Annotated in this window: 19 protein-coding genes, 1 other RNA gene, 1 pseudogene and 1 other annotated feature; of the genes and pseudogenes, 18 read left to right on the top strand and 3 right to left on the bottom strand. The window is 38.1% G+C overall.

Annotation, left to right across the window (positions count from 1 at the left end; translation table 11 throughout):
- Nucleotides 1-95: 95 nt before the first annotated feature.
- Nucleotides 96-281: non-coding RNA, 6S RNA (ssrS, locus tag BM000_RS09875), on the top strand.
- A gap of 135 nt (nucleotides 282-416) precedes the next feature.
- Here the strand turns inward: ssrS and BM000_RS09870 are convergent.
- Nucleotides 417-1,079 (bottom strand): RsfA family transcriptional regulator, encoded by a 663-nt coding sequence (locus BM000_RS09870; RefSeq protein WP_091497537.1) that lies wholly within the window; start codon nucleotides 1,077-1,079, stop codon nucleotides 417-419.
- Between the two features lie 88 nt (nucleotides 1,080-1,167).
- A complete protein-coding gene (locus BM000_RS09865) occupies nucleotides 1,168-2,439 on the bottom strand; it encodes a replication-associated recombination protein A (RefSeq protein ID WP_091497534.1) in 1,272 nt (423 codons plus the stop codon).
- Between the two features lie 230 nt (nucleotides 2,440-2,669).
- Between BM000_RS09865 and cymR the strand changes: the two genes are divergently transcribed.
- The 17 genes from cymR to mtnN all read left to right on the top strand — a co-directional run bounded on the left by cymR (nucleotide 2,670) and on the right by mtnN (nucleotide 19,029).
- Nucleotides 2,670-3,089 (top strand): cysteine metabolism transcriptional regulator CymR, encoded by a 420-nt coding sequence (gene cymR, locus BM000_RS09860; RefSeq protein ID WP_091497531.1) that lies wholly within the window; start codon nucleotides 2,670-2,672, stop codon nucleotides 3,087-3,089.
- 32 nt (nucleotides 3,090-3,121) lie between these two features.
- Complete coding sequence (locus BM000_RS09855; protein WP_091497529.1) at nucleotides 3,122-4,291, top strand: cysteine desulfurase family protein; 1,170 nt, start codon at nucleotides 3,122-3,124, stop codon at nucleotides 4,289-4,291.
- Nucleotides 4,292-5,401, top strand: a complete 1,110-nt coding sequence (mnmA, locus tag BM000_RS09850) for a tRNA 2-thiouridine(34) synthase MnmA (RefSeq protein WP_091497526.1) — start codon at nucleotides 4,292-4,294, stop codon at nucleotides 5,399-5,401. It begins immediately after the preceding gene.
- 80 nt (nucleotides 5,402-5,481) lie between these two features.
- Entirely contained in the window at nucleotides 5,482-6,150 is a 669-nt protein-coding gene (locus BM000_RS09845) for a tetratricopeptide repeat protein (RefSeq protein ID WP_091497524.1), read from the top strand.
- An 18-nt stretch (nucleotides 6,151-6,168) separates the two neighbouring features.
- Nucleotides 6,169-8,499 (top strand): SF1B family DNA helicase RecD2, encoded by a 2,331-nt coding sequence (gene recD2 / locus BM000_RS09840; protein WP_091497521.1) that lies wholly within the window; start codon nucleotides 6,169-6,171, stop codon nucleotides 8,497-8,499.
- A 125-nt stretch (nucleotides 8,500-8,624) separates the two neighbouring features.
- Nucleotides 8,625-8,810 (top strand): hypothetical protein, encoded by a 186-nt coding sequence (locus BM000_RS09835; protein ID WP_091497518.1) that lies wholly within the window; start codon nucleotides 8,625-8,627, stop codon nucleotides 8,808-8,810.
- A complete protein-coding gene (locus tag BM000_RS09830; RefSeq protein ID WP_091497515.1) occupies nucleotides 8,791-9,882 on the top strand; it encodes an AI-2E family transporter in 1,092 nt (363 codons plus the stop codon). Before BM000_RS09835 ends, BM000_RS09830 begins: the two co-directional genes overlap by 20 nt.
- A gap of 45 nt (nucleotides 9,883-9,927) precedes the next feature.
- Nucleotides 9,928-10,140 (top strand) — a binding site (T-box leader).
- An 82-nt stretch (nucleotides 10,141-10,222) separates the two neighbouring features.
- Complete coding sequence (gene alaS / locus BM000_RS09825) at nucleotides 10,223-12,856, top strand: alanine--tRNA ligase (RefSeq protein WP_091497512.1); 2,634 nt, start codon at nucleotides 10,223-10,225, stop codon at nucleotides 12,854-12,856.
- An 88-nt stretch (nucleotides 12,857-12,944) separates the two neighbouring features.
- On the top strand, nucleotides 12,945-13,211 hold the full coding sequence (locus tag BM000_RS09820) for an IreB family regulatory phosphoprotein (RefSeq protein ID WP_091497509.1): 267 nt from the start codon (nucleotides 12,945-12,947) through the stop codon (nucleotides 13,209-13,211).
- 1 nt (nucleotide 13,212) lies between these two features.
- Nucleotides 13,213-13,629 carry a Holliday junction resolvase RuvX gene (gene ruvX / locus BM000_RS09815; protein ID WP_091497506.1) on the top strand — a complete coding sequence of 139 codons (417 nt, stop codon included), beginning with the start codon at nucleotides 13,213-13,215 and terminating at the stop codon, nucleotides 13,627-13,629.
- Nucleotides 13,630-13,651: 22 nt separating this feature from the next.
- Nucleotides 13,652-13,930, top strand: coding sequence for a DUF1292 domain-containing protein (locus BM000_RS09810; protein WP_091497503.1), 279 nt, complete (start codon nucleotides 13,652-13,654; stop codon nucleotides 13,928-13,930).
- Nucleotides 13,931-14,139: 209 nt separating this feature from the next.
- Entirely contained in the window at nucleotides 14,140-15,360 is a 1,221-nt protein-coding gene (gene mltG, locus BM000_RS09805) for an endolytic transglycosylase MltG (RefSeq protein WP_091497501.1), read from the top strand.
- A 135-nt stretch (nucleotides 15,361-15,495) separates the two neighbouring features.
- On the top strand, nucleotides 15,496-16,137 hold the full coding sequence (locus BM000_RS09800; protein ID WP_091497498.1) for an O-methyltransferase: 642 nt from the start codon (nucleotides 15,496-15,498) through the stop codon (nucleotides 16,135-16,137).
- Between the two features lie 13 nt (nucleotides 16,138-16,150).
- Nucleotides 16,151-16,798, top strand: coding sequence for a uridine kinase (gene udk / locus BM000_RS09795; RefSeq protein WP_091497496.1), 648 nt, complete (start codon nucleotides 16,151-16,153; stop codon nucleotides 16,796-16,798).
- A gap of 190 nt (nucleotides 16,799-16,988) precedes the next feature.
- The gene (gene greA / locus BM000_RS09790; RefSeq protein ID WP_091497493.1) at nucleotides 16,989-17,465 is read left to right on the top strand and encodes a transcription elongation factor GreA; all 477 of its coding nucleotides are present in this window, start codon (nucleotides 16,989-16,991) and stop codon (nucleotides 17,463-17,465) included.
- Nucleotides 17,466-17,623: 158 nt separating this feature from the next.
- A complete protein-coding gene (locus BM000_RS09785) occupies nucleotides 17,624-18,316 on the top strand; it encodes a YrrS family protein (protein WP_091497490.1) in 693 nt (230 codons plus the stop codon).
- A 20-nt stretch (nucleotides 18,317-18,336) separates the two neighbouring features.
- Nucleotides 18,337-19,029: a 5'-methylthioadenosine/S-adenosylhomocysteine nucleosidase gene (gene mtnN, locus BM000_RS09780; RefSeq protein ID WP_091497488.1), complete on the top strand. Its 693-nt coding sequence runs from the start codon at nucleotides 18,337-18,339 to the stop codon at nucleotides 19,027-19,029.
- 103 nt (nucleotides 19,030-19,132) lie between these two features.
- Here the strand turns inward: mtnN and BM000_RS09775 are convergent.
- Nucleotides 19,133-19,501 (bottom strand): annotated as a pseudogene (locus BM000_RS09775) (sigma-70 family RNA polymerase sigma factor); the annotation flags it as partial.
- Nucleotides 19,502-19,588 lie beyond the last annotated feature (87 nt).

The following is a 19,588-nucleotide window of genomic DNA, read 5'->3' as shown; positions in this document are numbered from 1 at the left end:
TTGTGCAAAAATTGAGTAATTAAATAAAAATGCGTGAAACCCTTTTCAAGAATTCTTGATTATTACAGTTAATTGTGCTAAGATAGTTGCATAAGTTAATCCTGATGTGTTCGTTGCGATTATTAATGTTTTGACCGAACATTATGAAGTCGGGAGCTTACGTTTTCTTGTTGCTTACATGCCTCGTATTGACCTGAGGACTTAAAAACCAAGAAACAAAGCACCCACCTGCCAAGAGCGGGTTCAAAACTTTTTATTTAGACGGCACGATCGGGATTTATATTATTTTCTTAAACAAATAACGAGCACGTGATTTACAGATGCTGGGTAGGTTACCTACTGTTCATCTTAATCATGTGCTCGTTTTTACTATGGCTACTAATTTTGTCAGAGCCGTTAATATGCTAGTAACATTATTATTTTGCGACTTGCTCTAGGTTACCGTTCTTGTCCATGACAAAGGATGGTAGCTTTTTATCATCCTCATCGCTAAAAACAACCATTTTTCTTGCCCGGTCCATAATTTTAAGGAACGTTTGATAGTCCTCTTGGACGTTCTCAAGTTGCGCTTCTAGTGATTTTGCTTGCTTTGCTAATTTCTCGTTTTCAAGAACAAGGTTATTATACTTGTTTTCAAGACTAGCATAAGCTGTTACATGCTTATAAGATTTCTCTGACTGTGCTTTAAGCTGCTTTAAATAACTAATAATTGAAGTTAAATCTAATTCTACCTGTGGGCGTGATTCTATCTGTTTAGTTAATTCTACTTGCTCATTTATTTCAACAGGAACTGTACGATAAAATGCTGCTTCTGTAGAAGCGTCTTTTTGTTGCTGCTGTAATTGGTGCCGTTTATTTTGCTTGCGTTGTCTTTTTGCAATTGCAACTGCCTGATCATAGTTTTGTCTTACTTCAGCATTCCATCTAAAGCCACACGCTGCTGAGGTACGATTTAATTTATCACCCACCTCTTCAAATGCGTTTAGTTGTGTGCTACCTTCACGGATATGTCTCAGGACTGTCTCTGCTAATAATAGATCATCTTCATGTGACCAGGCATCTTGTCTAACCTTTGCCATTGTTTTCACTCCTTGTTAAATTGATTAATCGCTATAGACTAACTCAATTAATTATCGTTATGAAAAGTATGGACAAAATCTAGCTAAGTTATTCATCATTATTTATAGAATCATACATTTGCTTTAAAGCGCGTTCGAATTTACCAGTTTGTAAAGGTTGATAGTATTGTTTATCTTTTAAGTTATCTGGCAAGTATTGTTGTTTAACCCACCCACCTGAAAAATTATGAGGGTATTGATAGCCAACACCTCTTCCAAGTTTGCTCGCCCCCGGATAGTGACTATCCTTTAAATGTGCTGGGATATCACCAATATTTCCATGGCGTACATCATGAAGCGCTTGGTCAAGCGCTTTGTATGCTGAATTCGATTTAGGTGATAAACAGAGCTCTACAATAGCAACAGCAAGTGGTATGCGTGCTTCAGGAAAGCCAACTCGTTCTGCCGCCTCAATTGCTGCTAAGGTGCGAGGACCTGCCTGAGGGTTAGCAAGACCAATGTCCTCATAGGCGATAACCGTCATTCTTCGCGCAATACTATCTAAATCTCCTGCTTCAATTAACCTGGCTAAGTAATGTAGGGCAGCATTCACATCACTTCCCCGTATTGACTTTTGAAAGGCAGATAGGACATCATAATGCGCATCGCCATTTTTATCATGAGAGAAGCTCTTCTTCTGCATACAAGCCTCAGCTACAGGAAGATCAATTATAACAACATGATCAGCTGTTTTCTTAGTTGAAAAGGCGGCAAGCTCAAGTCCATTTAAAGCAGATCGTAAATCGCCATTAGATGCATGGGCAAAATGTTGTAATGCTTCTTCAGTAATCTCTATTGCAATATTTCCTAATCCATCTTCCTGATTGGCTAATGCATGCTGTAATGCACTGACTACCTCATCAATCGTAAGCTTGTTAAGTTCAAATAAATGCACCCGACTTCGAATGGCTGGATTAATGGCATGATATGGGTTACTAGTGGTACAGCCAATTAATGTAATCAAATTGCTTTCTAAATGAGGTAGTAAGAAATCCTGCTTTGCTTTATCAAGTCTATGAACCTCATCTAGTATAATGATCAGGGTTCCAGACATCTTTGCTTCTGCAACAGCAATTTCAAGATCTTTTTTCTTATCAATAACCGCATTTAGTAATTTATAACGCAAGTTTAATGATGTTGCCAATGCAATGGCAAGTGATGTTTTTCCAGTTCCGGGAGGTCCGAAGAGGATCATTGAGGTCAATCTTTCCGCTTCTACCATGCGTTTAAGCGTATGACCTTCTCCGACAAGATGCTTTTGACCAATAATTTCATTAATGTGTTTTGGTCGTAGGCGGAAGGCTAAAGGGCGTTGTACCATATGAAAACTCCTTAATGTTTTAATTTAGTAACAAGCGATAAACTTGACTTTCTTTTATGCTATCATTTAAAATGGAATACATTTGTACGGTCGTGATATTCAGATACATTCGCTTTAATCGTACTGATTTCAATATAGAAATGCAAGTTATAAATATTTCATGATATAATAATTGATGGACTAAACCGTGTATTTTTTTTTACAGAGTGACTATTATTAGGGGTGTTATAATGAAAATATCGACAAAAGGAAGATATGGCTTAACCATTATGATTGCATTAGCAAAACGAATTGGTGATGGCCCAATATCGCTTAAAACGATTGCGCAGAACCATGATTTATCAGAACATTACTTAGAACAACTGGTCCCACCATTACGAAATGCAGGACTAGTGAAAAGTATTCGGGGTGCATATGGTGGTTATATTCTAGCGAAGCCAGCAACTGAGATTACTGCAGGGGATATTATTCGTATTTTAGAAGGGCCAATTACGCCAGTAGAAGGTATTGAGGATGAGGAGCCAGCTAAGCAGGCATTATGGATAAGAATTCGTGATGCAGTAAAAAACGTTTTAGATACCACAACTCTAGATGATTTATCCACTTATAAAGAAACAGATAAAAACGATCCTTATATGTTCTATATCTAAAGGCTTTTTGATAAAAAGGAAGGGTGAAGAAAATGGATGCGATTTACCTAGACCATGCTGCCACAACGCCCGTGCATCCAGCGGTTATTGAAGCGATGACGAATGCCTTACAAACTAGTTTTGGCAATCCATCAAGTATTCATAGCTTTGGCAGAGAATCACGCGCAATACTTGATCGCTGCAGACGTTATGTGGCTGACAAAATTGGTGCAAGTGAAAAAGAGATTTATTTTACCAGTGGTGGTACAGAAGCAGATAATTTAGCCATAATTGGGGTTGCACTTGCCAATAAAGCAAAGGGAAAGCATATTATTACGACACAAATTGAGCATCATGCTGTCTTACATGCTGCTGAACATTTAGAAACATTAGGCTTTGAGGTGACCTATTTACCTGTAAATCAATATGGTCAAGTTGAGATGAGGACACTTCAAGAGAGCTTACGTGATGATACAATATTGGTTTCTATTATGATGGTAAATAATGAGGTGGGTACCCTTCAAGCTATTGCTGAACTGGCTGCCATTATCAAGGATCACCAAGCCTATTTTCACACTGATGCTGTTCAGGCATTTGGTTTGGAGCAAATTAATGTAGCTAAATTGGGGCTAGATTTATTATCGGTTTCAGGACATAAAATTAATGGTCCAAAAGGAACTGGTTTTCTTTATGCGGGCAAAGGTGTGAAATTCCATGCCCTTCAGCATGGGGGAGCGCAGGAGCGTTTAAAACGACCTGGAACAGAGAGCTTACCGGCTATAGTTGGCTTAACGAAAGCCATTGAGCTGATCGTTGAAGACAATTACCCTCATAAGGCAAGTTATGAAAACTATCGGACTGTTTTTTTACAAGTTTTAGCGCAAGAAGGAATTACCTTCCAAGTCAACGGGGCCCCAAATGCATATGCACCATCTATTTTAAATATAAGCTTTCCAGGCACTAGCGTGGAGTCTTTATTAATGAATCTCGATCTAGATGGCATTGCGGCCTCTAGTGGAAGTGCTTGTACAGCAGGTTCCTTAGAGCTATCACACGTTCTAATTGCGATGTATGGTGAACAAGACCCTAGAACCGAAAATGCGATCAGATTTAGCTTCGGTTTAGCTAATGATGCTGCCCAAATTAAGAAAGCAGCTACAAAAGTTAGTCAAATTATTAAACGTTTAACAAAGCAAAGTACGATTATTGAGGAGGTGAAATAAGTGGAGACTAATAAAAACACACGAGTGGTAGTAGGGATGAGCGGGGGAGTAGATTCCTCGGTGACGGCGTTACTGCTAAAGCAGCAAGGTTATGAAGTAATTGGGATTTTCATGAAGAATTGGGATGATACCGATGACGAGGGCTTTTGTACAGCTACAGAGGATTATGATGATGTCGTACGTGTTTGTAACCAATTAGATATCCCTTATTTTGCTGTCAATTTTGAGAAGCAATATTGGGATAAGGTCTTCACCTATTTTCTTGACGAATATAAGGCAGGTCGCACGCCAAATCCAGACGTGATGTGTAACAAAGAAATAAAATTTAAGGCTTTTCTTGATCATGCCCTTTCTCTTGGCGCAGATTTCGTAGCTACAGGCCATTATGCGCAGACACATACAGTTGGTAATCAGGTAGAGCTTCTAAGAGGCGTTGATAATAATAAAGACCAAACTTATTTCTTAAATCAATTATCAAGTGAAGTGTTGGAAAAAGTGATGTTTCCACTGGGAAAGCTCCCGAAAAAGGAAGTACGTCGTATTGCAATGGAAGCCGGTCTAGTTACCGCTACTAAAAAGGATAGCACGGGTATTTGCTTTATTGGGGAACGTGATTTTAAAACCTTTTTAAGTGAATATTTACCAGCTCAACCGGGCCGAATTCAGACGATGTCTGGTGAAGATAAAGGACAGCATGATGGGCTAATGTATTACACAATTGGACAAAGGCAAGGATTAGGTATTGGCGGGCCAGGCGGACCATGGTTTGTTGTTGGTAAGAATTTAGTTGACAACATTCTATATGTTGATGCGGGAGAGGATAATCCTCACATGGTATCTGACCAATTGGTGGCAACAAATGTGAATTGGATCAATGGTCAACCAGAAAGTCCGCTAGCGTGCACTGCGAAATTCCGTTATCGTCAACAGGATAGTGACGTTTCTGTGACGATTCAGTCAAATGGTGATGTTTTGGTCGATTATCCACAGGGAGAACGTGCAATCACACCTGGACAAGCTGTTGTCTTTTACCAAGGAGAGGTTTGTCTTGGCGGAGCAACGATAGACAAAATCTTTAAACATGGCGAACAATTAAAATATGTAGGATAAGCGAGAAGAACAGGCGTTGACTGCATGATTAAGTCAGCGTCTGCTCGCTTTTGTTAACTAGAATAGGAGGCTACCAGTTTATGGACTATTTACAACAAGGTATCAAGCAGGTTGAACAAGAGGATTATGAGGCAGCTGCTCAAAGCTTTCAGCAAGCCATTGAGGAGCAACCTGATGATCCAGTTGGCTATATTAACTTTGGCAATCTATTACTTCATTTTGGTGATGCTCAGCGTGCAGAGCGTTTTTTTAAGCGGGCACTTGAACTAGATAGTCGTTCTGCAACGGCGTGCTATAGTCTGGGTAACTTGTATTTTGAACTAGAGAAATTTCACCAAGCAATCCCTTATTTCGCTAATGCAATAGAATTCCAATTGGATGAAGCGGATGTTTATTTTATGTTAGGTTTATCATGGAGAAATAGTGGTGAAGCAGTTAAAGCTCTTCCTTATTTGTTGCGAGCCACCGAGCTTAATGCGGTAGATCAGGAGTCCCATCTTCAATATGGCTTGGCATTAGCAGAAGCTGATCAACTTGAGCAAGCCGCCAATGCTTTTCAAACGGTGATTAAGCTTAATGCTGAGCATAGTGATGCTTATTACAATTTAGCAATTGCACGTCTTTTTCAAGAACAGACGGAAGTGGCGATTGAACACTTACAAACGGCAGTTAAGATTAACCCTGATCATGATTTAGCTAAACAAACCTTAGAGCAAGTAACAGCTTTACTAGAGCAAATAGAAGATTAACAAAAGGAGTTAACGCCTATGGGAGAGATGCTTCAGAATGTCGAGGAGCCCTATGTAAAAGGTGAGCTAATCTATACAATCTATACAAATGAGCAGGAGCACTTTTCAATTGCTAAGGTTAAGGTGCTTGAAACGAATGAACCATATCAAGAGCCAGATCTTGTTGTAAAGGGCTACTTCAGTGAGTTGATTGCAGGTGAAACTTATGTCTTTCAAGGGGAATTTGTTAATCATAAGCGCTTTGGTCTGCAATATGAAGTGCATAGCTATCGGCGCTATGTACCTGATACAATGGAAGGGCTTATTGCGTATTTATCAAGTAATTTGTTTCAGGGGATTGGTAAAAAGACAGCTGATCGTATCGTTACTAAACTGGGGGAAACTGCAATTTCAAAAATTTTGAAAGATCCAGGGGTACTTGACTCGATTCAAGGTCTAACCAAGGAAAGAAAGGAAGCGCTTATAGCAAGTTTGAGAGAGCATCAAGGTTTTGATCACGTTGTTGTTCAGCTTTCTAAGTATGGTATTGGCTTAAGAATGGCACAAAAAATTTATCAATTCTATCAAGAGCAAGCAATTGAGGTCTTGAATGATAACCCCTATCAGTATGTTTTTGATATTGAGGGCTTTGGCTTTCAACGTGCTGATTCAATTGCTTTGCAAAATAAGTTAGCGTTGGATCACCCAGCTCGAATCCGAGCGGGCTGTATCTATTGCTTGCACGAGGCCATGAGTGAGGGTCATGTCTATTTACCTAAGCAAGTGCTAGTTAATGATGTTGCGCTATTACTTGATGCGAAAAAGCATAATATAGATAAAGGGTTAATCGACAGACAGCAAGTGGAGATGGCTGAAGAAAGCATGCTTGTTATCAAAGATGATCGTGTTTTTCTACCCGTACTTTATTTTGCAGAGTCCGGTTTTACAACACAATTAAAGCGTATTAAATCAGCTGAGCATGATTTTGAACTAGTTGAAGCGGAATTGTTAAAGGCAGTTGGCCAGACGGAAGAAGAGGAAGTGATCAGCTACGGGAAGGATCAATATCAGGCCATTAAACTGGCACTTTCTGAAAAAATTATGATTTTAACAGGGGGTCCTGGAACAGGTAAAACCACAGTCATTAAAGGTATTTTAAAGGCATTTAGTACATTAAACGATTTATCATTAGATTTGGCTGATTACGATAGTAAGGCAAAGTTTCCATATATTTTAACCGCCCCAACTGGCAGAGCTGCTAAACGGATAACAGAATCTACTGGTCTTCCGGCCTCGACCATTCATCGTCTGTTAGGTTGGGATGGTCATGAGGGATTTGAAAAAAATAAAGAAAACCAATTAAGTGGTCGCTTAATTGTCATTGATGAATTTTCAATGGTTGATATTTTTTTAGCGAATCAGTTATTTAAGGCAATTCCTGATGAGATGCAAGTTTTACTAGTTGGAGATGAGGATCAGCTTCCTTCTGTTGGCCCAGGTCAAGTCCTTGGTGATTTACTGGCAAGTGAAAAAATAAGTGCCATAATGCTAGATGAGGTTTATCGACAAAAAGAGGGGTCCAAGATTATTCAATTAGCGCATCAAATTAAGCATGATCGCGTCGATGAAACGGTCTTAACAAAAGCGACAGATTTTAATTTCATTAAATGTCAAAAGCCTGTTATTCTTGATGCCTTAAAGCAAATTGTTGAAAAGGCCATAAATAAAGGTTTTGATATTATGGATATGCAGGTATTAGCTCCGATGTATCGAACTGATATTGGTATCCATCGCATTAATGAAGAAATTCAACGAATTGTAAACCCCAAGCGTAGAGACGTTCGTGAAATGCGTACAAAGGATGTTATTTTTCGCACGGGGGATAAGGTCATTCAGTTGGTTAATCAGCCAGAGGATGGTGTTTTTAATGGCGATATTGGTCAGATTACAGCTATTTTCAAAGAAACTGAAAATGTAGAACAAGAGGAGCAGCTTGTTGTTACTTACGATGAGACTGATGTTGTTTATAATCGTAAAGACTTACTAAACATTATGCATGCTTATTGTATTTCAATTCATAAGTCACAAGGAAGTGAATTTCCAATTATCATTATGCCTGTAGATATGAGCTTTAGAAGGATGCTAAAGAAAAAACTACTCTATACAGCGATTACCCGAGCGAAAAAATCACTAATTATTTGTGGCAATCAGTCTGCTTTCGTAGAGGGAGTTAAGCAAAGAGATACACATGTGCGCTATACGACTCTAGCTGAGCGGCTGGTAAAGGTTTTTGAGGATGATACATATGCAAATCAGCTTGAAGCAGAAATAGAAGACGAAGAAAACTTATCACCATTTGATTTTATGTAAGTTACTTTAATGAATATAACAGGCAGATTGCCAAGATTATCATCGTAAAAAAACATTTTTATGTTTAAAAAACACCTTCTTATTCCATAATAGTTAACATCAATGGAATAAGAAGGTGTTTTTAGATGGAATGTATTAATTGTAAGTCCAAGAATATTGGGCAAATCTCGCAGAATCATTATTATTGCTGGAACTGCTTCGTTGAAATGCACCGTGAGCAAGATGTCTTTCATATTCACGAGGTTGATCTCGATGGTAGCTTATTGCCATTAAATGATTTATTTAGCGAAGATGAGCGACGTGTCCAATAATCATCAACCCGATAACAACCAACAATTGCGCTATCAAAAATGGTATCGAATTGGTTTTTTAACGATTATTGTTCTTGTTGTAATTTATTTAATCATGCTCATCTTTCCCAATTATCGTGAGGTGCTAAGCAGTTTAGGCAGGATTATCTTACCTTTTTTGTTAGCAGGGTTATGTGCATATTTATTAATGCCTGTTGTTAACTTGCTAATAAGTTGGTCGATTCCTAAATGGCTCGCCATTCTCGTCATTTTCTTGCTCATCGCACTGCTTATTAGTGGGCTCGCTTATTACTCATATCCAAAGTTTATTGAGCAAGCTGAGCGTTTAACTGAACAGTTTCCTGAGCTATTAAGCGGATATCGAAATTGGTTAAGTCAAATTGAACACATGGTTGGCACATTTCCCGAGCCGATTCATAGTGAGATCGATAAGTTGTTTAACCGAATTGATCAATACAGCGCCAACTGGCTTGAAGCAAGAATAACTGGTATGACAAAATTGACTGAGTACCTAATTAGCCTAGCAGTTGTCCCTGTCCTACTCTATTATTTGCTATTAGACTTTAATAAGTTAAAGCAACGCACGATGCAAGCTGTTCCACGTTCACAGCAAAAGAAAGTAAAGCAAATGATCAGATCCATTGATCATGATCTTGGTCATTATATTAGAGGTCAATTACTTATTTGTCTTTTTGTTGGTTTAACGACTTATATTGTCTACTTAATTATTCGTTTAGATTATTCAATATTACTTGCCTTGTTTATGGGCGTCATGAACATTATTCCGTACTTCGGTCCATTAATTGGTGCTTTTCCTGCGTTATTAATTGCGTTAACAATTTCTACAGAGACAGTTGTTTTTTTAATTATCGGAATGGTGGCTGTTCAATTTCTTGAAGGCAATATTCTAGCCCCCCTAATTTTGGGTCACAGTGTTCATGTTCATCCGATCCTCGTTATTCTTGTCTTATTAATCGGTGGTGAACTTGCAGGTATTTTGGGGATGGTTTTGGCTGTTCCAATTGTTGTTGTCTTAAGAAGTGTTTTACTGTACAACCCATTTAAGAAGTGATTGACAGATCAGTGAAATTTCACTATAATAACCAAAGTAGTTAGTTAAAATACGATGAGAAGCACTAGTATGTAGTAGTCCATTTTAGAGAGAGGTATACCCAAGGCTGGAAGGTATACTAAATGAAGGGTTACAGAAGCTCGCTTTGAGTGCAAGGTCATGCTTGCCGGTCACACGCCGTTATCATGTGTCTAAGGTGATAGTTTTTTAGTGAACTATAATCAGGGTGGTACCGCGATACAAGCTTTCGTCCCTGCATGTCAATGCAGCGATGTGAGCTTTTTTTATTTGATAAAACAAATGATAAAGTTAAACAAGTGATAAAAGGGAGGATTTTAGCATGAAAAAATTAACATCAGCTGAGGTTAGACAATTATTTTTAGCTTTTTTTGCTGAGAAAGGGCATCGAATTGAATCAAGTGTTTCTCTCGTACCAAAGGATGATCCGACATTATTATGGATCAATAGTGGTGTAGCAACGCTAAAGCCATATTTCGATGGTCGGGTAATTCCAGATAATCCACGGATTGTAAATGCGCAAAAATCAATACGTACCAATGATATTGAGAACGTTGGTTTCACTGCCCGTCATCACACCTTTTTTGAAATGTTGGGTAATTTCTCAATTGGAGATTACTTTAAAAAAGAAGCAATTGAATGGGCTTGGGAATTCTTGACCGATTCAAAATGGATTGGCTTTGAACCAGACAGGTTATCGGTAACTGTGCACCCAGAGGATGAGGAAGCCTTTAATTACTGGAAGGACACAATTAAGCTTCCTGAGGAAAGAATTATTCGGTTGGAAGAAAATTTTTGGGATATTGGCGAGGGACCAAGCGGACCGAACACGGAGATCTTTTATGATCGTGGTGAAGCTTATGGGAATGACCCGACAGATCCTGAACTTTATCCTGGTGGTGAAAATGATCGTTACCTAGAAATTTGGAATTTAGTCTTTTCTCAATTTAATCATAATCCTGATGATAGCTATACGCCGCTTCCGAAACAGAATATTGATACTGGTATGGGGTTAGAACGAATGGTTTCCGTTATTCAAGATACACCCACTAACTTTGAGACTGATTTATTCTTACCAATTATAAAAGAAGTGGAGAAACTCACCAAAGAGAACTATGGACAAACTAAAGATATAGACACAGCCTTTAAAGTAATTGCTGATCATATTCGAACAGTAGCATTTGCTGTGGGGGATGGCGCATTACCTTCTAATGAAGGAAGAGGCTATGTTCTGAGACGTTTGTTAAGAAGAGCCGTTCGTTTTGCTAAGCAATTAAGCATTCACGAGCCATTTATGTTTAAACTTGTCCCTGTTGTAGCTGAAATTATGGAAGCCTATTACCCTGAGGTAAAGGAAAAACAAGCCTTTATTAGTAATGTCATTCAAACAGAAGAAGATCGTTTCCATGAAACCTTAACGGATGGTCTAGCTATCTTGTCCACCATCATTAATCGGGAACAGGCTAAAGGTTCAAATATCTTTCCAGGTACTGATGTGTTCCGTCTTTATGATACTTATGGCTTCCCTAAGGAGCTAACGGAAGAATATGTGGCTGAAGCAGGTTTTACTATTGATGAAGCGGGCTTCAAAAAGGAAATGACTGCGCAACGAGATCGCGCTAGACAGGCAAGACAGAAGGTTGATTCCATGCAAGTGCAAGATGGTGTCTATAATGATCTAACAGTTGAAAGTCAATTTGTTGGTTATGATCAAGCCGCTGTTGAAACAACTATTGCCGCAATAATCGAACAAGATACGCTTGTTAAGCAGTCAACCAGTAATGAGGTTCTTATTGTGCTAGCAGAAACACCTTTTTATGCTGAAAGCGGTGGACAGATTGCTGATAATGGGGTAATACTGTCAGAAAAAGCTAAAGCAGAGGTGCTTGATGTTCGTAAGGCACCTAAAGGTCAGCATCTACACAGAGTAAATATTACTGATGGACACTTGGCTGTAGGTGATCAGGTTACGGTGCAGTTAGATAAGCAGAAACGTCACGCAATCGAAAAAAACCACACAGCAACTCACTTACTGCATCAGGCTTTAAAGGATGTCTTAGGTACGCATGTTAATCAAGCTGGATCATTAGTAGAGGCGAATCGATTACGCTTTGATTTTTCCCATTTCAATGCAGTAACGGTTGAAGAGTTAGCAAAAATTGAAGCAATTGTTAATGAGCAAATTTGGGCTTCATTAGCAGTGAGTACTAATTTTTATGACATAGTGGAGGCTAAGGAAATGGGAGCAATGGCCTTATTTGGTGAGAAATACGGCGATATTGTCCGTGTCGTAAAGATTGCCGAATACAGTCTTGAGCTATGTGGTGGTTGTCATGTTAACAACACAGCGGAAATTGGTTTGTTTAAGCTTATTGCCGAATCTGGCATTGGAGCTGGAACAAGAAGAATCGAGGCAACGACAGCAAAAGGCGCCTACCTCCATACCAAACAACAGCAAGATACTTTAATGCATGCTTCTGAGTTACTAAAAGCTAATTCAGATCAAGTACCTGAAAAGGTAGCAAGCTTATTTCAAGATATTAAACATTTACAGAAAGTTAACGAAAGTTTAAACAAAAAATTATCAAATCTTGAAGCAACATCCGTCCTAGATCGTGTCGAACAATTAAATGGTGTTCAGGTTTTGATTGAACAGGTTGAGGCAACTGATATGAATCAGCTACGCTCGATGGTTGATGAGCTTAAGCAAAAACTGGGTTCAGCAGTCGTTCTTCTTGCAGCAGTTAACGATGGGAAAGTCCAGCTTGCTTCTGGTATTTCAAAAGATTTACTTGACCAAGGCTATCATGCCGGAAAATTAATTAAGGAAGTTGCTACAAAATGTGGTGGTGGCGGCGGTGGCCGACCTGATATGGCGCAAGCAGGTGGAAAGAATCCTGAGCAGGTAGCAGATGCTCTTGCACATGCTAAACTTTACCTTAGCCAAATTGGTTAACTTGTTATTTAAAAACAAAAAAAGGTATAATAGTTACGAGTGTCGAATAAATCTATTGTATTTACTTTTAAAAGGCGGGGTGTTAGACATGGATTCAATGGATAAAACCATGAAATTTAACTTTTCAGAAGAACCCTTTGAAGAGAATGTCAATGACGTATTGTTAACGGTCTATCAAGCATTACAGGAGAAAGGTTATCATCCTATTAATCAAATTGTTGGATATTTATTATCAGGTGACCCAGCCTATATTCCAAGATACAAGGACGCAAGAAATATGATTAGACGACTTGATCGTGATGAACTAATTGAAGAATTAGTGAAGTACTATATTGATCAACATAAAGAGGTATAAAATGAAAAAGATGGGGCTAGATGTGGGTTCGAAGACGATTGGTGTCGCAATAAGTGATGCCTTTGGTTGGACAGCTCAAGGTTTGAAAACAATAAAATGGGATGAACAGCTGGTCGCCTCCGCTGATGATGAGCTAGCGGTAATTATTAAAGAACATGATATTTCTGAAATTGTGGTTGGCTTACCTAAGCATATGAACGGCGATATTGGTGAACGTGGTGAGGCATCAAAAGCATATGCTGCTTACTTAGCCAAGCGCTTTACTATTAAAACGGCGCTTTGGGATGAGCGCTTATCGACAATGGCTGCAGAGCGTGTGCTGTTAGAAGCAGATGTTAGTCGCAGCAAACGCAAGAAAGTTATTGATAAAATGGCGGCAGTGATGATTCTACAAGGATATTTAGACGCGCAGCAATAATAAAAATGGAGGTCGGATAGAAATGGCATTAGCAGAAAATGAACGTATTATTATTCCAGATGAAAATGGTGAAGAGCATTTATTTGAAGTACTCTTTACCTTTGATGTTGATCAAAATCAACAATCTTACATTGCAGTTGTGCCCGTTGAACAATCTGCTGATGAAGAGCAAGAAGTCTTTGCTTTTCGCTATGAAGAAAAAGGAAATGAAGATGATTTAGCTTTATTTGCAATTGAAACGGATGAGGAATGGGAAATTGTTGAAGAAATGTTGAATACCCTAATGGAAGAGGAGTTATAAAAAAGGCTGCTGTTATGATTCTTATATAAATAAGCGGGGAGCATAATTTATGTGCGCTCCGCTTTTTCTTGGATGAATGAAATACATAATTAATTAACTTGTAAATACATAATCATATTCACAGGAAAATAAGCAATGAAATTGTTAAAATAATAGATATATTAGCATGATTTGTAGTATAATGTAGCGGATGAAGGGAGGATTTTTTTATGTCCAATTCTGAACATGATTCAAAACCAGAGGTTAAAGAGACTAATGAAAAAGAAACCGATTTAAAAAATGAAGCCGTAGAAACTGACAGTACGAGGTCTGATTTCAAAAAGGCCTATAATAAAAGCTTTATTCAGCGATGCAGAGAGGCGAGTGTAGTAAGGAAAGTTGTTTTTATACTTATTACGATCTTCATAGCCGTATTGTTCTTTGGCGGTAGAAGTGCCTATCGCTATGTCATGGATGGTTTGGCTCCAGCTGATCCGAATAATACAGAAATGGTAAATATAGAGATTCCGCTAGGTTCTTCTTCCTCTACAATAACAAGTATGCTTGAAGATGAAGGTATTATAAGTAATGGACGCTTATACCGTCTTTATATGCGTGTGAATAATGTCTCTGGCTTTCAGGCGGGTGAGTATCAATTATCGCCATCAATGACGTTAGATGAAATATCAGAAATTCTACAATCTGGATCAATTATGCAAGATGCTTTATTTACCGTGACGATCCCAGAAGGCAGAAATATTGAAGAAATAGCAGGACTGTATGAAACCCATGCAAACATTGATGCAGAAGAATTTATTGAAGCAATGCTTGATGAAACGTACATCCAAGAATTAATTGATTTATATCCTAATCTGTTGGGTGACGAGATTTTGCAGGATGATGTCAGATATCCGTTGGAAGGCTATTTATTTGCAGCTACATACCCATTCTATGAGCAAAATCCTTCTATTGATACGGTGGTAAGATCTATGCTTGATAAAACCGAGGATGTCTTGCTTGATTATTATAGCGTCATAAATGAGCGCAAGGATTTCTCTGTTCATGAGGTTTTAACATTTGCCTCATTAGTGGAACGAGAAGCAAGAAATGAAGATGAGCGTAAGTTAATTGCTGGTGTCTTTTACAATCGACTTGAAGAAGGTATGCGATTAGAAACAGACCCTACCGTGCTTTATGCACTTGGTGAGCATCGTGGTCGGGTGTTGTTTGCTGATTTGGAAATAGAGTCACCTTATAATACGTACCATGTTTTTGGATTACCAATTGGTCCGATATCTAACTTTGGGGAAAGCTCATTAAATGCTGTTCTAGAGCCAACTGAGACTAACTACTTATTCTTTGTCGCTGCTCCTGATGGAGAAATTTATTTTTCCGAAAACTTTGATGAGCATCGTCGTTTAGCCAACGAACACTTGGATCGTGATCTCTAAAAAATGAGCAGAACAGCTATATGATCATTTCGAGGTAGAGTGTTCACCAAACATAATTAGGCGTCAGTTAGTGAAGCAAACTTACTGACGTCTTGCTTTTTAAGTACTGATCTAATAACAGAAATGGGGAAGCGTATGTTACAAGAGCACATACTGAATTATTTAACAGAATTGCAACATTCTTCCTCAGCATTGATGACTGAGATGGAGCAAGAAGCAATAAAGGATCATGTACCAATAATGGAGCGTGATGGTATTGATTTTTTAAAACAGCTTGTTCGAATAAAGCAACCACAGAAAATCCTAGAGATTGGTACGGCGATTGGCTATTCTGCTTTACAAATGCAGGAAGCTTTTAACCAAGCTGAAATTGTTACAGTTGAAAGAGACGAGAAGCGCGCTCAACGTGCCCAACATTATATTGCTAAGGCCGAATGTCAAGAGAAAATTGACTTAATACAAGGTGATGCGTTAGAATGTGTGAATGAAATAAAACAAAAAGGACCATTTGATCTGTTATTTATTGATGCTGCTAAAGGTCAATATCAACGATTCTTCAACATCTATACACCAATGCTCCAAGATAATGGGATAATCATTACCGATAATGTTTTGTTCAAAGGGTATGTCGCTCATCCATGTGAAGCAACTAAGCGAATTAAGCAGATAGCTGAAAAAATTGCTAGCTATAACGAGTGGTTAATCAATCAGTCGAATTATAACACAACAATTGTACCGGTTGGAGATGGGATTGCGATCACAACGAAAAGGACGTAAAGGGGAAAACATTATGATAAATGATACAAAGAAGCCAATCGTAATTGGAGTGGCAGGGGGATCGGGTTCTGGAAAGACATCGGTGACAAGAGCAATTTGTGAACGCTTTGTCGATAAATCAATACTTGTTATGGAGCAAGACTTCTATTATAAGGACCAAGCATCCTTACCATTCGAGGAGCGTTTAAAAACAAATTATGATCACCCATTTGCTTTTGATAATGATTTACTTATTGAACATCTAAATAAGCTGCTTGAACAAAAACCAATTGATAAGCCTATTTATGACTTTAAGAGACATACGCGTTCTGAGCAGTCAGTTAGGGTTGAACCTAAAGAAGTTATTATTGTTGAAGGAATATTAATTCTTGAGGACCAGCGTTTAATGGATTTAATGGATATAAAGGTTTTCGTTGATACCGATTCTGATCTTAGAATTATTAGACGACTACTTCGTGATATTAATGAGCGGGGCCGGACAATTGATTCAGTAATTGATCAGTATTTAAGTGTAGTAAGGCCAATGCACCTTCAATTTATTGAACCAACGAAGCGCTATGCGGATATTATCATTCCTGAGGGTGGCGAGAACCATGTTGCGATTGATCTAATGGCAACTAAAGTGGAAACCATTCTTACTAAGAACACATTAAATATCTAGGTGATCCACTTAAATAGCTATAAATTTAATTTTCTGAAAAAAACTATTGAAATTATATCAAAAATCTGCCATAGTATGGATTAATAATAAATGCAGCAGTTTATCCGTAAGTCTGCATAATTCAAGTTTTCTAAGAATAACAATTTAGAACTAATCTATTATGTTTTGTGGTTAAAGGAGTGTATTGAGGATGGCTATTGAAAAAAGCTATTATATGACTGAAGAAGGTAAAGAAAAGTTAGTTAAAGAATTGGAACATTTGAAGACGGTAAGACGTCCTGAAGTTGTCGAACGAATTAAGGTTGCCCGTGACTTTGGTGACCTTTCTGAGAACTCTGAATACGATTCTGCCAAAGATGAACAGGCTTTTGTTGAGTCTAGAATTGCACAAGTCGAAATGATGATTCGTAATGCCGTCATTATTGAAAATGATCAAGCTGACTCTAATATTGTGGCTTTAGGTAAAACGGTAACATTTAAAGAGCTTCCTGATGGAGAAGAGGAAGAATATATTATTGTTGGAAGTGCAGAAGCTGACCCGTTCGAAGGTAAAATATCAAATGATTCACCTATTGCAAAGAGTTTAATGGGCTGTGAAGTTGGCCAACAAGTTAATGTCCCTACACCAGGTGGGGAAATGTCAGTTAAGATTTTAAATGTAAAATAATCCTTAAAAGTGGCGATTCCGCCACTTTTTGCGTGTTATCCATTTATCGTAAATGTTATCGGAAGCTAGGTGAAGAAGCGAGCTTTGCTTGAGGCTTTAACGAAGGTTATTCGTTTTTTATCGTATCTTTAGGTAACTAAAGGAAGGAGAATGAACTTATGACTAATGATGAATCTTCCTACAGTAGACTTAACCGCTTCGAAAAAAGAAGAAAGAATTCGAAATGGTTGACAATTATGATTAGTGTTGGGTCAGTGCTCATTATTATTTTTATTGTTATTCTAGTATTAACTGGTAATGGAGATGAACAAGCTGTTGTTCAAGATCCTAATCAAGAAATAGCTGATGATTTAGATGAGGACCCTGATGATTTGCCAATAGATGAGCCTGATAATGAAAATGATACTGGAAACGATGAGCCATCTGCTGATGATCCTAATAATGATCCTTCTACTCCTAATCTTAATCCTGATGATTATGAACTTGAATTTATTGATCCTGATGAAACTGATAGCAACATTGAATTTGCCTACACATCTGAATGGTCACCAATTCCAACTGAACAATCAGAGCCTTATGAATTTTCTTGGGATCAATCAGCTCAAGATTGGCAAGAGATGATGCAGGCTGCAGAGCTTGCTTCGGGTGTCTCAACGGATGAGATGTATTACTTATGGGTATCTGGAAACGGTACGCAATCTGTTATTGCTACCTTCTCAAATAATACCATGGATGAGCACTTTCGCGTTTATCTTACCTGGATAGAGAACCAAGGCTGGCAGCCAGAGCATGTTGACATGTTGTATCGACACGACCAGATGCATCGTTTCCAAACAGAAGATGATGAGTAACAAAGAGGAGAAGATGTAAAGTGATAATTGGACTTATTGGTGCAATGGATGAAGAAATTGCGTATTTAAAAAATAACATGGATGTTGATTATGAAGAAACGATAGCAAACTGTCTATTTATTAAAGGACAGCTTCAGGGCAAAGTAATTGTTTTATTGAAATCAGGTATTGGAAAAGTGAATGCGGCATTAGCCACTTCAATTCTAATGGAGCGATTTAACCCTGATTTAGTTATTAATACAGGGTCTGCTGGTGGATTGGATACTGAACTGGAAATCGGTGATGTTGTTATTGCTAATGAAGTTGTGCATCATGATGTGGATGTGACTGCGTTTAACTATCAATATGGACAAGTCCCTGGAATGCCAGCAAGTTATACTGCTGCTTCGACTTTAATGGCTGTTATTGAACGCATGATAAAAGAACATAAACAAGTAAATTGTAAGCAAGGTATTATTGCGACAGGCGATAGCTTTATGACTAACCCTGAGCGTGTGGCTCTGGTAAAAGAGCGAATTCCAAATGTTATGGCAGTTGAGATGGAAGCAGCTGCTATCGCACAGGTATGTTATCAATACGATAAGCCCTTTGCCATTATTCGCTCATTATCTGATATTGCAGGTAAACAATCATCAATATCGTTTGACGCTTATCTTAAGCAAGCTGCTCGTCATGCAGCAGAGCTTATTATTGCTGTTGTAAATGAGCTTTAAGTTTCAAATCACTACTTTACTTATTAATTAAAATTTAGCAATAACATAAATTTACCACAAAACGCCATCAGCTCTTACAGACGCTGGTGGCGTTTTAACTATCTTATTTTTCTTGTCGGTAATATTCGTGAAAAATCTTCATTAGGGCCCGCTTTTCGATCCGAGAGACATAGCTTCTGGAAATATTTAGATCCCGTGCAATTTCTTTCTGTGTTCTTTCTTTAGCCATTCCTAACCCATATCGGCTCATTAACACAAGCTTTTCGCGATTATCAAGAATGGACAGGTATTTGCTAATCTTAGCAACCTCCAAGTTTAACTGAATAAAGTCGACAATATCATCATTTTCAGCTTGCAAAATATCAATTAGACTAATTTCATTTCCTTCCTTATCTTGCCCGATTGGATCTTGAAGAGAGACATCTTTTTTCGTTTTTTTAATGGATCTTAAATGCATTAAGATTTCGTTCTTAAAGTCAAGACTGTAGCGGGAATTTTTTACATATATAATCAAGCAACTTTAAGCAATGCGTTTATGATTCAATACGCTAATTTTACA

It is taken from the genome of Amphibacillus marinus (assembly GCF_900110345.1).
GTDB classification, from domain to species: domain Bacteria; phylum Bacillota; class Bacilli; order Bacillales; family Amphibacillaceae; genus Amphibacillus_D; species Amphibacillus_D marinus.
Note: the sequence above shows the minus strand (reverse complement) of the source record. Positions and strands in the feature narration are given on the sequence as shown.